17 protein-coding genes are annotated in these 14,207 nt (G+C 64.4%); all 17 read left to right on the top strand.

From position 1 onward, the window contains the following. Window positions 1-44 precede the first annotated feature (44 nt). Window positions 45-500 (top strand): hypothetical protein, encoded by a 456-nt coding sequence (locus B4394_RS25785; RefSeq protein WP_286142083.1) that lies wholly within the window; start codon window positions 45-47, stop codon window positions 498-500. Beyond that, window positions 497-2,068 (top strand): terminase large subunit domain-containing protein, encoded by a 1,572-nt coding sequence (locus B4394_RS15180; RefSeq protein ID WP_078315565.1) that lies wholly within the window; start codon window positions 497-499, stop codon window positions 2,066-2,068. Before B4394_RS25785 ends, B4394_RS15180 begins: the two co-directional genes overlap by 4 nt. Window positions 2,069-2,135: 67 nt before the next feature. Further along, complete coding sequence (locus B4394_RS25780) at window positions 2,136-2,270, top strand: hypothetical protein (protein WP_286142082.1); 135 nt, start codon at window positions 2,136-2,138, stop codon at window positions 2,268-2,270. Next, window positions 2,270-3,574, top strand: a complete 1,305-nt coding sequence (locus B4394_RS15175) for a phage portal protein (protein WP_078315564.1) — start codon at window positions 2,270-2,272, stop codon at window positions 3,572-3,574. The genes B4394_RS25780 and B4394_RS15175 overlap by 1 nt, the downstream gene beginning before the upstream one ends. Further along, the gene (locus B4394_RS15170) at window positions 3,574-4,329 is read left to right on the top strand and encodes an HK97 family phage prohead protease (protein WP_078315563.1); all 756 of its coding nucleotides are present in this window, start codon (window positions 3,574-3,576) and stop codon (window positions 4,327-4,329) included. Before B4394_RS15175 ends, B4394_RS15170 begins: the two co-directional genes overlap by 1 nt. A gap of 25 nt (window positions 4,330-4,354) precedes the next feature. Next, window positions 4,355-5,653, top strand: coding sequence for a phage major capsid protein (locus B4394_RS15165; RefSeq protein WP_078315562.1), 1,299 nt, complete (start codon window positions 4,355-4,357; stop codon window positions 5,651-5,653). Further along, complete coding sequence (locus B4394_RS15160) at window positions 5,653-5,901, top strand: hypothetical protein (protein ID WP_078315561.1); 249 nt, start codon at window positions 5,653-5,655, stop codon at window positions 5,899-5,901. Before B4394_RS15165 ends, B4394_RS15160 begins: the two co-directional genes overlap by 1 nt. Continuing rightward, entirely contained in the window at window positions 5,901-6,494 is a 594-nt protein-coding gene (locus B4394_RS15155) for a hypothetical protein (protein WP_078315560.1), read from the top strand. Before B4394_RS15160 ends, B4394_RS15155 begins: the two co-directional genes overlap by 1 nt. 8 nt (window positions 6,495-6,502) lie before the next feature. Continuing rightward, on the top strand, window positions 6,503-6,841 hold the full coding sequence (locus B4394_RS15150) for a hypothetical protein (protein ID WP_286142081.1): 339 nt from the start codon (window positions 6,503-6,505) through the stop codon (window positions 6,839-6,841). Beyond that, entirely contained in the window at window positions 6,841-7,230 is a 390-nt protein-coding gene (locus B4394_RS15145) for a hypothetical protein (protein ID WP_078315558.1), read from the top strand. Before B4394_RS15150 ends, B4394_RS15145 begins: the two co-directional genes overlap by 1 nt. Further along, a complete protein-coding gene (locus B4394_RS15140) occupies window positions 7,230-7,481 on the top strand; it encodes a hypothetical protein (protein ID WP_078315557.1) in 252 nt (83 codons plus the stop codon). Before B4394_RS15145 ends, B4394_RS15140 begins: the two co-directional genes overlap by 1 nt. A gap of 98 nt (window positions 7,482-7,579) precedes the next feature. Next, window positions 7,580-8,134: a hypothetical protein gene (locus tag B4394_RS15135; RefSeq protein WP_078315556.1), complete on the top strand. Its 555-nt coding sequence runs from the start codon at window positions 7,580-7,582 to the stop codon at window positions 8,132-8,134. Between the two features lie 2 nt (window positions 8,135-8,136). After that, window positions 8,137-8,391: a hypothetical protein gene (locus B4394_RS15130; RefSeq protein WP_078315555.1), complete on the top strand. Its 255-nt coding sequence runs from the start codon at window positions 8,137-8,139 to the stop codon at window positions 8,389-8,391. Between the two features lie 89 nt (window positions 8,392-8,480). Next, window positions 8,481-8,789, top strand: coding sequence for a hypothetical protein (locus tag B4394_RS15125; protein WP_078315554.1), 309 nt, complete (start codon window positions 8,481-8,483; stop codon window positions 8,787-8,789). A gap of 2 nt (window positions 8,790-8,791) precedes the next feature. Continuing rightward, a complete protein-coding gene (locus tag B4394_RS15120; protein WP_286142080.1) occupies window positions 8,792-9,271 on the top strand; it encodes a hypothetical protein in 480 nt (159 codons plus the stop codon). Continuing rightward, window positions 9,261-13,136, top strand: a complete 3,876-nt coding sequence (locus B4394_RS15115; RefSeq protein WP_078315553.1) for a phage tail tape measure protein — start codon at window positions 9,261-9,263, stop codon at window positions 13,134-13,136. The genes B4394_RS15120 and B4394_RS15115 overlap by 11 nt, the downstream gene beginning before the upstream one ends. After that, window positions 13,136-14,203 (top strand): hypothetical protein, encoded by a 1,068-nt coding sequence (locus B4394_RS15110; RefSeq protein ID WP_078315552.1) that lies wholly within the window; start codon window positions 13,136-13,138, stop codon window positions 14,201-14,203. The genes B4394_RS15115 and B4394_RS15110 overlap by 1 nt, the downstream gene beginning before the upstream one ends. Window positions 14,204-14,207: the final 4 nt, after the last annotated feature.

The following is a 14,207-nucleotide window of genomic DNA, read 5'->3' as shown; positions in this document are numbered from 1 at the left end:
TCGAGTAACACCGGTGACATCTGGTGTCACCCGAGGAGGTGCCCATGCCTGCCGCCCATGGGACCAGAGCCCGCTACAAGTCCGGATGCCACTGCGAGGCCTGCAAGCTGGCCGAATCGACCTACCAGCGCCAGCGACGGCAGACGAAAAAGGGCGAGCCGGAAGGCCTGCGCGTCGCGCCGGTCACCCGGCTCAGCGCGTCACCCACAGCGCCAGTCGTCAACACCCCGCGCGGTGAGCCTGGCGATGTCGAGACCGGCGTAATCACCGAGATCGATGCACTCGGGGTCGCGGCGTCGCGTCCCGGCCTGGTGCAGACCGCGTACGCGCTGGCGCGGGTGCTCGACAGCCAGCTGGCCATCGCACAGCACCCCTCGGCCGCCCGGCAACTCTCGGAGCTGATCGACAAGCTGCGCAAGAGTGGCAGCGTCGGCAAGGGCAGGCTCGCCGCCGTGCGGGCGATGACCCGCCAGGCCGGAACCGGTGAGGCCACGGGTTGAGCACCGCGTGCGCAGAGCGCATCCTCGGATGCACCGAGCCGCGCATATTCACCCCGCCGCGCCGCGAGCTGACGCCACAGACCTCGCACGGGTTCGCGTGCATCGCGTTCGCCGAGCAGCTGCTTGGACTGCGGTTGTTCCCGTGGCAAGAGTGGCTGTTGATCCACGCACTCGAACTCAACGAGGACGGGATCACCTATCGGTTCCGGTTCGTCCTGGTCGAAGTGGCCCGGCAGAACGGCAAGTCGCTGGTTCTGCTCGTGCTGGCGCTCTGGCACCTGTACGCGCTCGATTCCAAGATGGTGATCGGCACCGCGCAGGATCTCGCCCGCGCCGAGAAGTCGTGGGACGAAGCCGTGCAGTGGGCTGAGGACGACGAGGAACTCGCACACCTCATCGACAAGGTGGACCGTGGGCACCCGAAGTTCATGCGGCTGGCCAAGACTGACGAGACACCCTGGTATCGCGAGTATCGGGTGGCAGCTGCCACCCGGCGCGGTGGTCGTGGTTTCTCCGGCGACTTGATTCTGCTCGACGAGTTGCGTGAGCACACCAACTGGGATTCGTGGGCAGCGGTCACCAACGCCATGAACGCGCGCCCGCGTGGTCAGGCGTGGGCGTTCTCCAATGCCGGGGATGCGATGTCCATCGTCCTGCGCTGGCTGCGCACGACGGCACACCAGGCGCTCGGGTGGCCCGACGGCGACGCGGACGCAGCAGTTCTCGGCGAGCTGGACGCCGAAATGGAGGAATACCTCGCCGAGCACGCCGACGAGGATATGACCGGCTGGTTTGAATGGTCGGCACCACCGAAGGCTAAGCGCACTGACCGGCAGGCGTGGGCGCAGGCCAACCCCTCGATGAATCACACTGAGATCACCGAGGATTGCGTCACCGAGGCCACCATTGCCGGGGCGCTGCGGGGCAACCCGCCGCACATGTTCGAGACCGAGGTGTTGTGCCGGTGGGTCTCGATGGCCGACGCCGGACCGTTCCCCGAGGGATCTTGGGCTGAGACCCTGGACAACACCGCACGTCCCGCCGAGGGCAGTCAACGGATTGTGTGCGTGGATGTTTCGTGGACCCGAACGCATTCCTACGTCGCGCGGGTAGGCCTTGACGACGACGGCAAGCCGGTGGCCGGCATAAGCGCCGACCGCGCCGGAACCGATTGGGTGATCCCTTGGCTTGTCGAGCACAAGGACGGTTTCGCCGGAGTGGTCATGCAGTCCAACGGCGCGCCCGTCACGTCCCTGATTGAGGATGCCAAGGCCGAGGGCCTGAACGTAATCGAGTGGGGCGGCGCAGACCTCGGCATTGCTACCGGCAAGGTCTGGGACCACATGAACGACAAGAGCATGCGCCACCTGGAGCACCCCGGCCTGGACGCCGCCGCGACCAGCGCGGCAATCAAGGTGCTTTCACAAGGCGCATGGGTCATCGACCGAGCGAAGTCACCCACCGACGCCGCGCCACTGCAAGCACTGATAGGCGCCGTGTGGGGCCTGGAAACACTTGAGCCGGAGAGCCGTTCGGCCTATGAGGACGAGGAGTTGATGGTTGTTTAAGCGAAAGCACCCCGCGTCTGGCCGCGAGGCGATCTGGAATCTGGTTTCTGGTAGCACTATTCGCGCTGTGCTGGCGACCGAGGTAGGTCCCAAACTCATCTTGCGAGCTGCGAGCGTCTACGAGCCGGGCCGGGAATGGGTGGCGGCCGACGGGGAGATCATCATCGACGCAACCAGCGTGGACTACGTACAGGTTCTCTGATGGGCATCACGGTCAGCGGCGGTATGCCGATCCCCATCGGTACACCGTGGTCGCGGTACTCCCCCATCCAACAGCGCATCGACATATCACCGTTCCTGTCGCTGGAGTACTTCGAGATCTGGCGCCTACAACCGTCGGTGCGGCGCGTGGTGTCCTTCCTGGCGCGCAACATCGCGCAACTCGGCATCGGAGTGTTCGAGCGCGAGTCAGACTCCGAACGGGCCAAGGTCCCCGATCATCCTCTGGCCAAGATCCTTGCGCGGCCGAACCCGAAGATGACGCCGTATCGGTTCAAGTCGACACTGATTCACGATCTCGGCATCTATGACGTTGCGTACTGGCGCAAGCTGCGCATCGGGTCCAGACTCGTTGGCCTACAACACTTGCCGCCGCGCCTGGTTACCCCGGACAACTACAACACACCGGGCCTGTCCCCTACGTCATTCAAGCTGGCCGGTCCCGCTGGCGCGGGCGGTGAGGTCATCCCGGCTGACGACGTGTTCTATGTGCGCGGGTACGGCGGCATCTACGACATCGGGATCTCCCCGCTGGAGTCGTTGCGCCAGATCCTGCGTGAAGAGTGGTCCGCGAGCGAGATGCGCGATCAGATCATGCGCAACGGTGCCCGCATGTCGGGCTACCTCTCGCGCCCGAAGGACGCACCCGCGTGGACCGACAAGGCCCGAGGGCGGTTTAGGGAGTCGTGGCGATCTCAGTACTCGGGGGCTGACGCCACTCAGGCGGGCGGCACGCCGATCCTGGAAGACGGCATGACGTTCGTCGAGGCCAGCCAGACCGCAAAAGACTTGCAGTACATCGAGGGTCGCAAGCTCACCGACGAAGAGGTCTGCCGGTCCTACTTCATCCCGCCGCCCATGATCGGCATTCTGGACCGGGCGACGTTCGCGAACATCACCGAGCAGCACGCCATGCTGTACCAGGACACCCTCGGCCCACTGCTGGAGCAGGTGGAGGACGAGATCGACCTCCAGCTGCTTCCCGAGCTGGAACCTGTTACACCGGAACGGTTTTTCTGTGAGTTCAACCTGCGCGACAAGTTGACCGGCAATTTCAAGGACCGCGCGGGCATCATGCAGACCGCCGTTGGTGGCCCCTGGCTGACCATCAATGAGGCTCGGGCGCTGGACAATCGCCCACCCGTGGAGGGCGGGGACGAATTGATCAAGCCGCTGAACGTCACCCAGAACGGTGACCCCAACCCGATACCGGCCGAGGACCAGACGCGGGACGCACCGGCTGATGACGCGGCCACCGACGAACTCGACGACGACGAGGAGATCTGATGCTCACCAAGAACACGCCCATAGGCCAGGTGAAGGCAGGCCCGGATGACGGGCTCAAAGAAGGCGAATTCATCGTCTACCCTTCAACATTCATCAAGGTGCCAGACAGCTATGGCGACATCGTGGCCCCCGGTGCGTTCCTCAAAACCATTGCGACGTGGAAGAACTCGGGCGACACATTGCCCGGACTGTTCGGCCACCGGATGGATGATCCCGATTTCTTCGTGGCCGGTGCGCTCGATATGGGCGAGGACGAGCATGGCTGGTGGGTCAAGGGTGAGTTCGATCTGGAGTCCCCCAAGGGCATGCAGGTCTATCGACTGGTCAAGGGGCGCCGTCTCAATCAGCTCAGTTTCGCGTATGACGTGATCGATGAGGCGGGTGTCGAACTCGAAAATGGCGTGAAGGCCAACGAACTTCGTGAACTCAAGGTCTATGAATTCTCATTCGTGCCGCGCGGCGCGAATCAGGACACCTCCGTGGTGGCAGTGAAAGCGATCTGCGATCACGTCGCCCAGGAGGTCAAAGCTGGCCGCGTGCTGTCGGCCAAAAATGAGGGAGCGCTACGCGGGGCGCATGAGGCTATCGGCCGCGTCCTGTCCGCTCTCGACAGCACACCTGACGAGGAAAAGGCCAGCGAATCCGGCCCGCCTGCGCCAGCACCCGACGAGGTGCCCGTGCAGACCAGCCGCAAGTCGTCCGTCGCATCCTCGGCGCACAAGTTGATCGAGCTGGAACTCGCCAGCGCGATCTAAACCCCTGAATCAAAAGGAGATTCACATGACGACTGCACGACTGTTGCAGCTCAAGGAGCGCGCCGACGCGGCACTCAAGACGGCGCGCGACATCGCAGAGAAGGCCGTAGCCGACGGTGGCCGCGACTTCAAGGACAACGAGCAGGTCGAGTACGAGACCGCTGTGGCGGCGGCCAGGGACATCTTGGACGCCATGAAGGCGGTCAAGGCTGACGAGGCAATCTTGGCCGAGGCTAAGAGCTTTGCCGACAACATCGGTGTTCCGGAGACCAAGGGCGGCCACGCCGAGCTCAATCTGAGCCTGGGCGCGACCGTGATCCAGTCGCCCGAGTTCAAGGCGATGATGGACCGATTCAAGACCGGCAATGGCGAGTTCCGCATCCCGGACCGCGCCAAGATCCAGTCCGACGCGATCTCGCTCAAGTCGCTGTTTGTGGGTCAGTCCCGTACCAGCGCTGGCGCGTTCATCGTCCCGGACCGTACAGACATCGTGGAGATGCTGGGCCGTCGGCCATTGCGTCTGCGTGATCTGTGCGCCAAGCGTCGCACCACCTCGGACGTGGTGGAGTTCGTGCGCGAGACCAGTCACACCAACAACGCCGCTCCGGTTCCGGAGGCCACCAGCTCGGCGGCGCCTACCGCGCCGGGTTCGGCCGGCCCACTGGTGAACAACCCGAACGGCGGCTACAAGCCCGAAGGCTCTTGGGCTTTCGAGGTGAAGCAGGCCACGGTCAAGACCATCGCCGAGTGGGTGCCGGTCTCCAAGCGGGCACTTGCCGACGTGGCGCAGCTGGAGGGCCTGATCAACGACGAGCTCCAGTTCGACATCGCCGAGGCCGAGGACAACCAGTTCCTCAACGGAGACGGCACGGGTGAGAACCACACCGGCATCCTGAACACCTCCGGTATTCAGACGCAGGCGTTCACCACCGACATCTTCACCTCCCTGCGCAAGGCGATCACGAAGCTGCGCACCGTGGGCCGCGTTCAGCCGAACGCGATCCTTGTGTCCCCAGCCGTCAAGGAGCAGATCGAGCTCACCAAGGACGAGATGGGCCGGTACTACTACGCCGGACCGTTCAACACCGGGATCACGACCCTCTGGGGCCTGCCGGTCGTCGATTCGGAGATCATGCCCGACACGCATGCGCTGCCCGGTGACTTCTCCAAGGCTGTCATCTGGGACCGCGAGCAGACCAGCATCACCATGACCGACTCGCACGCGGACTTCTTCATCCGCAACCTAGTCGCGGTGCTGGCCGAGGAGCGTAACGCGTTCGGCGTTACCCGCCCGCCCGCCTTCTGCAAGACGGCGGTGGCGTGATGACTCTGCGCGAGTACGAGGTGGCTACAGGCGACCCCTGGGGCCGCACAACTACTGTCCAGCTCTCCGACGAGGACGCCAAGGCGCGCGGTTTGATCCCGCAGGCCGAGGCCGAGCCGGACGGGACCGACCCGGCACAGACCGGCGAGGACTCCGGAGACGCCGGGTCAGGCGAGAAGGAAGCCAAGGCACCGGCCAACAAGGCCGCGCCGAAGGCTCCCGTCAACAAGGACAGCGCGCAGGCGTAATGCCCGAGCTGGACGAGGCTGCCGTCGAGCAGTACACGCAGGGGCGGCTAGTCGCCGATGATCCGGAGACTGGCCGCCTTCTGCGTGCCGCCCTGGCAGCTGCTCGCACCTACTGCGGGTGGCACGTGGCACCGATCAAAACTGACGACATGGTGGAGATTGACGGGCCGGGCGGTAGGTCACTGATACTGCCCACGCTCAAACTCGTGTCACTCGCCGAGGTCCGCGAGCGGGCCACCTCATACGGCGGGGCCGTCGATGAGGTGGTCTACGCGCCCGCTCAACTCGAGGTTTCCCGTCGAGGCATCGTACGCAAAAGGCGCGGCGTCGCAGGTCAAGGCCCCTGGTGGACCGAGGATCTCGGCGCAATCACGGTCAAGATGACCCATGGATTCACCGCCGATGAGGCCGAGGACTGGCAGGGGGCGGTGCTCTCGGCTGTCGATCGCGCATCAACCATGCCCGGCGGCGGGCCGTTCATCGCGATTGGCCCGTTCCAGTACGGAGCCACCGCATCGTCGAGCGCTCACTCCCAATTCAGCGACGCTGAGCGCGACACATTCAACCTCTACCGACTTGAACCCGCACCATGAGCGAATGGGTGACGGTCACACCGCTTGGCGGCAAGGACCCCATTACCGGCGACCAGCTGCCCGACGGCACACCGCTACGCCTCATGGCGTTGGAAGTCGCGCCCGGTAACACGCTGTTGCGGTTCGGGATTGGCGGCGATCTCGACTCTGTGGAATTCACCACCTACCTGCCGTTGCGCCACCGGGGCGCCGACGGCACGTGGACACCGAGCGCAGCCGTGCTGTCGACACCCTTCCGCATCGAGGTACGCGACCGCAAATGCCTTGGACGCATGCAGGAATGGAACTCACGCCGCCGAGGCGGCATAGCCGTACTGTGCCACTCCGCAACAGGCAAGGGCGCCTGATGCGCATACAGGCCAACCCGGCGCCAGCGCTGCGCGCCTGGCTCACCCCCAAGTTCCCCGGCATCACCGTCGCCGACGCGGTACCGGACGAATGGACCCCCGACGACGCACCGGTCATCGTGCTCGCCGACGACGGCGGCCCCGTCATCGTGTCGTGGTCAGGTCAGATTGTGCGGTCGTATCACGTCATTCGCGTCACTGCGCGCGGACGGATCCGCACCGCGGTCAACGAACTCGCCCGCACCGCAGTAGGCCATCTGTCGACCGCACGCGTACCGGGCATGAAGATCTACGGCGTCGGCGCGGTGCTCGAATCCCGCGACCCCGAGACTGGCGCACTGCTCGCCTCGGCGCTCGTGAACGCCCAGGCGCGATCCGTGGAGATCTGATGGCCAAGGACCCGACGTTCACCCTGAACAAGAAGGCCATCGCCGAGCTGGCAAAAAGCGCTCAGGCACAGGCTGTTGTGACCTCGGTAGCCAGCGACGTTGCAGCCGCGATCGGCGGCGAGGCCGAGGTCGTCGAGTACACCACCGACCGCGCCGTGGCCGCCGTCAAGATTCCAGCGTTCGACCAGGCCGCCGACGGCGTGCTTTCACGCGCTGCCGCGTCGGCCGGAATTCACATCACCACTCAGTAAGCGGCACTAGGCCGCAACAAAGTTTCACCGACCACCGCCCGGTGGCCGGTGTTTGTCCGTGCGCGCCGTCGCCCGGACTCGATCAGAAGGAGAATCACATGGCAGGTAATGCCGACAATGTGAAGCTGTGGGACGGCGCTGATGTGCTGATCTACACCGGCACCGATAGCCCGTACGACATCACTTCACCAGCCACCGTCAACAACCTCCCGGCGACGATCACCGATCCGTGGCCGCCTCTGTGGAAGTACGTCGGACTTCTGCACGGTGACAACGGTTTCGAGAACACCCGCGAGTGGAACGAAACCGACATCACCGCATGGGGTTACGGCGTCGTCAAGGTGGCGTCCAAGAACCTCAAGGTGGAACGCAAGTTCACCGCCTTGGAGGACAACGAGACCACCACGTCGCTGATCTGGCCCGGTTCCTCGGATACGGCCATCGTCGTGCCCAAGCCCGCCAGCCGCTTCATCGCGTTCCAGCTGGTCGACGACCTCGGCCACACCACGCGCTACATCTCCAAGCTGCGCTCTCGTGTGTGGGCGGCCAACGCCAACGAAAAGGAAGGCGCCGCAGACGGATACCCGTTCACCGCGCGCATCTTCCCGAACAGCAACAAGGAGCTGTTCGCGCTCCAGAAGTCGGCGGCGTAGCCATGGTGAAAGTCGAGCTGACCAAGGAAACCGAACACTTCCCGGAGGGGTCCGTGATCGCGGTCGACGAGAACTCGGCCCGCGTGCTCATCGCCCGCAAGGAGGCCAAGCTCGTCAAGCAGACCGAGCCCGAGGTGGTCGAGTCGGGCGGCGAGCGGGCACGCGCCATCAACGCCGCCGCCAAGGCCAAGGGCGACAGCGATGGCAAGGCCGAGACCGGCCCCGAAACACCGGACAAGGCACCGGATTCCAAGTAGTCCCACAACCGTCACCCTGCGCCGTAACCCTCGGCGCGGCGCAGGGTGGCTCCACCTTTCCATCGCCGGGGAGCCGAGGGAGAACTGAAATGACCAAGCAAACAACACCTTCCAACGAAGATAAGGCCGATAGCGCGGCTGAGGCCGAGGCCAAGGGCATCGAGACCATGACCCTGGAATTCGGGGGTCACGGTTACGAGATCCCGTCCACCGTTGACGGATGGCCCATCGACGCACTGGAGGCCGCCGAGGCCGGATTGCCGTCCGCGCTGATGCGTAGCGTGCTCGGACCTGCGCAGTACGCGGCGTTCAAGGCGCGACACCGAACCGTCAAGGATCTGCGGGACATGTCCGATCTCATCGCACAGACGTCGGGATTCACCGCGCTGGGAAACTAGGCATGCCAGTGATCCGCGCAGCATCGACATGTGTTGTGCTGCGCGGATTTCTGGCATTGCTTCGGGCGCATCCGGATCTGATCGAGGCCGACCTGTCCCACTTCCATCAGATCGACTATCGCGACCGCTGGCGCCGCGACGCGGACGGTGTCCGGCGATTGACACTGCGCATGATCCACGTGCGCGTCCGTCACCTTCCCGCCACTTCTGCCCTCTCCCTTCACTTCTCAAACGGTCGTTCAGTGTGGGACCTACACGCCCATCTGCTGGCCGATCTGGCGACGGCGTGGACCGGACAGAAGTACGACCGAACCGGCGAGCAGTCCGGCGCCGATCAGGAACGCAGCTCTCGTCGCCAGAAGCGGCGCGAAGCATCGCGCAAACGCGCACGCGTGCACAACAACCGATCAGTGGCCGCCGACATCGCCCGCGCCAAAAGCAATGCGACAGCAGGACAGAAGGGGGTAACCGATGACGGATAAGGGAACCAACATCGGCTACGCGATGCTCCCCGTGGCCCTGTCATTCGAGAACATCACCGGGGAGATCGCGGGCAAGCTCGGGGTTCCGCTCAAGGCCGCTGGCATGAAGGCTGGAGCCGACGCCGGGGCCGCGATAGCAGCCGGGGTTGATCAGGCCAAGGGCAAGGTCGAGGCCGCCTCAACCAAGGTCGCGACGGCGCTCAAGAAGGTTGAGGACCAGGCGGGCAAGACTCGCGTCGCGGAGGCTCAGCATCAAGCACTGCTGGCCAAGGGCATCACCGACGCCGGAAAGCTGGCCGCCGCCGAGGAGAAGGTGGCCGCCGCTCGACGCAACGAGACGGCGGCCACCAACGCGCACACCAACGCGACCGGCGCACTCAAGAACGCGCAGGACGGCCTCACCCGTGCAGAGAAGGCGGCCGGAGACGCCGCGCAGCAAGCCGCCAACAAGCAAGGGCTCATCCAGCGCGCGGCCGGCCAAACTGGCAAGGCGCTCGACGGGTTAATCGGAAAGACAAGAGGATTCGGCCAGGCACTGGTGACCGGCCTCGGTTTCGGCGCCGGTCTGAACATCACCGGCATCACCTCGTCGCTGGTAGCGATGGGCGACACGTTCGCGAACGTCAACAAGACGCTGGCGTTCTCCACGGGCGCCACTGGCCAGCAGCTCGAAGAGTTGAACAAGTCGGTACGCAACATCGGGAAGGACTCCCCCAAGTCACTAACCGACATCGCCGACGCGATGGCCTCGGTTGCCCGGTCAACCCAGCTGACCGGAAAGCCGTTGGAGGACATCACAAAGCGAATCATCAAGCTCAACACCGTAGGCCAGCCCGCCGATATTCAAAGCCTCACGCAGGCTATGCGCGCGTTCGGTGTTCCCGCCGATCAGATGGCCGCACAGATGGACAACCTGTTCAAGGTGTCCCGCGCAACCGGCCTCGGCATGGACCAGCTCGCCGACACTGCCTTTAAAGGTGCTGTGCAGTTCAAGGGATTTGGGTTCGATCTCGGCGAGACCGCCGCCCTCTTGGGGACCATGCAAAAGGCTGGTATCAACAGCGAGAAGATCACCGTCGGCCTGACCTCGGCAATGAAGAACCTCGCCAAGGGTGGGGGTGACATCAAGGAGAAGTTCTCAGGCGCGGTTTCCGAGATTCAGGCAATGATCAAGGCCGGTAATGAATCTGGCGCAATCACCCTGGCAACAAAGGTCTTTGGAGGCAAGGCATACGGCCCGTTCTTGGACGCTATCAAGGCGGGCAAGCTCAACCTTAATGAGCTGAATACCAGCCTCGGTGACCAGCAAAAGGGCATTCTCGATGCCGGGGGCGCGGTCGTCGGGATGGCCGGTGCCTGGCAGATGTTCAAGAACAACGTGATGATCCTGCTGGAGCCCATCGTTACCCGCGTGTTCGGCGTGATGCAGACCGGCATTCTGTGGTTCCGGGGGGAGGGCGTCAAGCACATCCGCGAGTTCGGCGGTGTCCTCAAGTCGATTTGGAGCAGCCAAGGCGTTCAGGACTTTGTCGGCAAGGTGGTCTCCCTATTCGACGAGTGGTGGCCCAAGATCACCGCGACCGCCAAGGGGGTCGGCACGGCCATCATGGACATAGGCAAGATCGCCGGACCGATTCTCGTTGCTGCACTTGGCACCCTGGTCAGCTCGATCCAGAATGTGATCAGCGTCGGCGCGGGCATCATCAATTTCTTCCGCGAAAACAAGGAGATCGCCGCCGCCTTGGGTGTGGTGCTGGCGATTACCGTTGGTCCGGCGCTGGTCTCGGCCGCCGCTGGATTCGCCGTCGCCACAGTGCGCATGGTCGCGTTCAACCTGGCCACGAACGCCATCAAGATCGCCACGACAGCATGGGCCGCTGCACAGTGGCTACTCAATGCCGCATTGACGGCCAACCCCATCGGGCTCATCGTCGCCGGAGTCGCCGCCCTGGCAGCCGGATTGATCTACGCATACAAGCATTCCGAGACCTTCCGCAGGATCGTCGATGCCGCATGGAAGGGCATAAAGGTCGCGGCCGAGGCCGTCGTGAACTGGTTCGTCAACACCGCTTGGCCTTTCCTGCAACAGGTTTGGGAAGGGATCAAGGCCGGTTGGACGGGGCTGGTCGATACCGCCGATGCGGTGTGGACCGGTATACGCGACAAGTTCAACGCGGTGGTCGATTTCTTCTCCAGCCTGCCCTCTGCCATCAAGGAGAAGGCCCTCGGCATGTGGGACGGCATCACAGGCGCGTTCAAGGCGATGGTCAACGGGCTGATCGGCATGTGGAACGGGATGGCCGCGAAGCTGACCTTCACCATTCCGGACATCCCCGGTGTCCCGCGCCGGGGCGAGACCATTCAGCCCATCCCCTCGCTGCCCATGCTGGCCGGTGGCGGCGTCGCTGGCCGCACGCCTGCTGGGCGCCTATGGGGGCCTGGAACCGGCACCAGCGATTCAATCATCGGCGTTGATCCCCGTGGGTACCCCACGGCGCTGGTGTCCACCGATGAGGGCGTGGTCAAGGCCGCCGCGATGCGGGGCAACGGTGCGGCGGTGGTCGCGGCGCTCAATGCCGGTTGGACACCCTCGGCGCAATACCTGCGCGCCATGCTCACCGAGGGCGGGCTCCCCCGCTACGCCAACGGATTGAACCCCGGTGCCGAGTACGTCAAGGGTCTGATCGAGAAGAGCTGGCCGCAGATCACCAACATTGGCGGCTACCGGCCCCCGGACGGCTACAACGAGCACAGCTCAGGCAATGCGCTCGACGTGATGATTCCGGACTGGAACACACCCGAGGGCAAGGCACTCGGCGACCAGGTGGCCGGATGGGTTGCCGCCAACGCCAACACGTTCGGGCTCACTCACTTCATCTGGCGCCAGCGCATCTACAAGGCCGGAGATACCACCGGCCAGCAGATGGAAGACCGCGGATCTCCCACCCAGAACCACATGGACCACGTACACGCATGGTTCCAGAAGGGTGGCGGCGCACTACCCACCGGCAACATCGTGGCAGGGCAGTCCCTTACTGGCGGCTCCACCTCGTTTGGCGGCGCCACGGCCCCGCTATCGGCCGGTGGTGGGATGCCCTCCGGAGCGACCGCCGGGACCGGTCCCAACGGTGAATCCGGTTACTACACCGTCGATACCAAGAAGTTGCGCGACGCCGAGCAGAAGGTCTCCGACGCCGACGAAAAGGTCAAAATCGCCGAGCAGAAGCTCTCCGAGCTCAAGGCCGACGCCAAGGAGTCTCAGCGCACGGCGGCGCAAAACAGCCTCGATAAGGCCAAGCGTGAGGCTCAGGACGCCCGTACTGACTTGGAGGACACCAAGAAGGGCAAGTTCACCGAGTCGAAGCAGCCCAAGGGCAGTGGCGGCGCTGGCGGGGGTGCCGGTGGCGGCGGTGATCTCAGCGGCGCGGGCGGCATCTTCGGGTCCTTCCTCAAGGAGACGTTCGGACTCGATGGCTCATGGCTGCCGGACATCTCGAACTTCGGTCCGCTCAAGATGATGGATTCGTTCATGACGGCGTTCAAGGGGCCGATACAAGGCGCCATCGATGGACAGCTCGGCATTCAACAGCCCGGCTGGACTCCCGGCTCGGACTGGCAGCCCGCATCGGCGGCCCCGGTGTCAGCCGGTGGCACCGCAGCGCCGGGCAAGGGCGATGCCCCCGGCACCGAGGGCGGCCTGAACATCGCCGGGCTGAACCTACCCGGATTCCAAGGCCCACCCGTGGATGCCTCGATCAGCGTCACCGCCAACGGCCCCGGCGCCGACGAGATCGCCACGGCGGTAAGGCGCGCGGCCCCAGATCAACAGACGCGGCTCAACGCTGCCGTCCCGACGGGATTCTGATGGTGCTACCCACCGACACCTCATGGGAGGCGCTACCGGATCGGATGCGCGCCGAACACATCGAGTCCCGGATCATCGACACCAACGGCAACGTCTGGCATCTGTCCGGCCCGAATGCGGGTGTCGAGGGCGCGATGATCAATGGCGCAATCGACGGCCTTGGCGAGATTCCCGGCAAGGGAGTGTGGTCCGAGACAGCCAACAGTGCACCGTATTTCGAGCGGTGGATCGATGGCCGGCATGAAATCGCGTTTCGGGCTCTGCTCATTGATGATCACGCGTTCGGCTGGTACGGCACACGCCGCCGGTTCATGGATGGCATCAAGGTTGATACCCCGTCGTGGTTCACCGTCACCTCGCGGCTACACGGCGAGGTCTGGCTCCCTGTGCTGCGCGATTCGGTGCACACCATCTACGAAGACGACCCGACGCAGGATGACACCAACTACAGCCTGCACGAGCTGGTGCTCGCCGCCTCTGGTGACCCGCGCTGGCGTCGGCCCGATCGGGTCGGTATGTGGAAGTCGACGAACGGCCAGAAGACCGGCTCAATCCGCGTGGTCAACCGCAGTGACGTACCGATCAAGCCGTATTTCATCTGCGAGGCGCCCGGCCGCGTCATGCTCCCCGATGGCCCCTCCGCTGTCATCACCGACCCAGACGCCGAGGACCACAAGGACTTCCCTGGCCTACTCGGACTATTCGGATTGTCCTGGCTGACCCCGCGTGGCCTGCGGCGGCACCGGGAGCCGGAAATGATCATCGACTTCACGCTCTATGAGGACGAGCACACGCTGATCGATACCGACCCATGTAACCGCATCGCGATCAGCGACAAGGACCCGGTAGACAACATTGGATTGCAGTTCATCCGCAATTCCGAGATCGCCTCGCTGATCACCGGCAATGCGGGCGAGCGCGGCCAAACCATCATGGAACGGCTACGCGGCCAGGGATTCTCGGTTCCGATACCGGCACGTTCCGAGGCGTCGTTGCCGGTGTATCACTCGCGGCCGGGTGGGCGCATCTGGTGCGTAGTGCCACAGAGGTTCGACCATGCCACCTAGTGCC

This window comes from Mycobacterium sp. D16Q16 (assembly GCF_002013745.1).
In the GTDB taxonomy this organism is placed as follows: domain Bacteria; phylum Actinomycetota; class Actinomycetes; order Mycobacteriales; family Mycobacteriaceae; genus Mycobacterium.
Note: the sequence above shows the minus strand (reverse complement) of the source record. Positions and strands in the feature narration are given on the sequence as shown.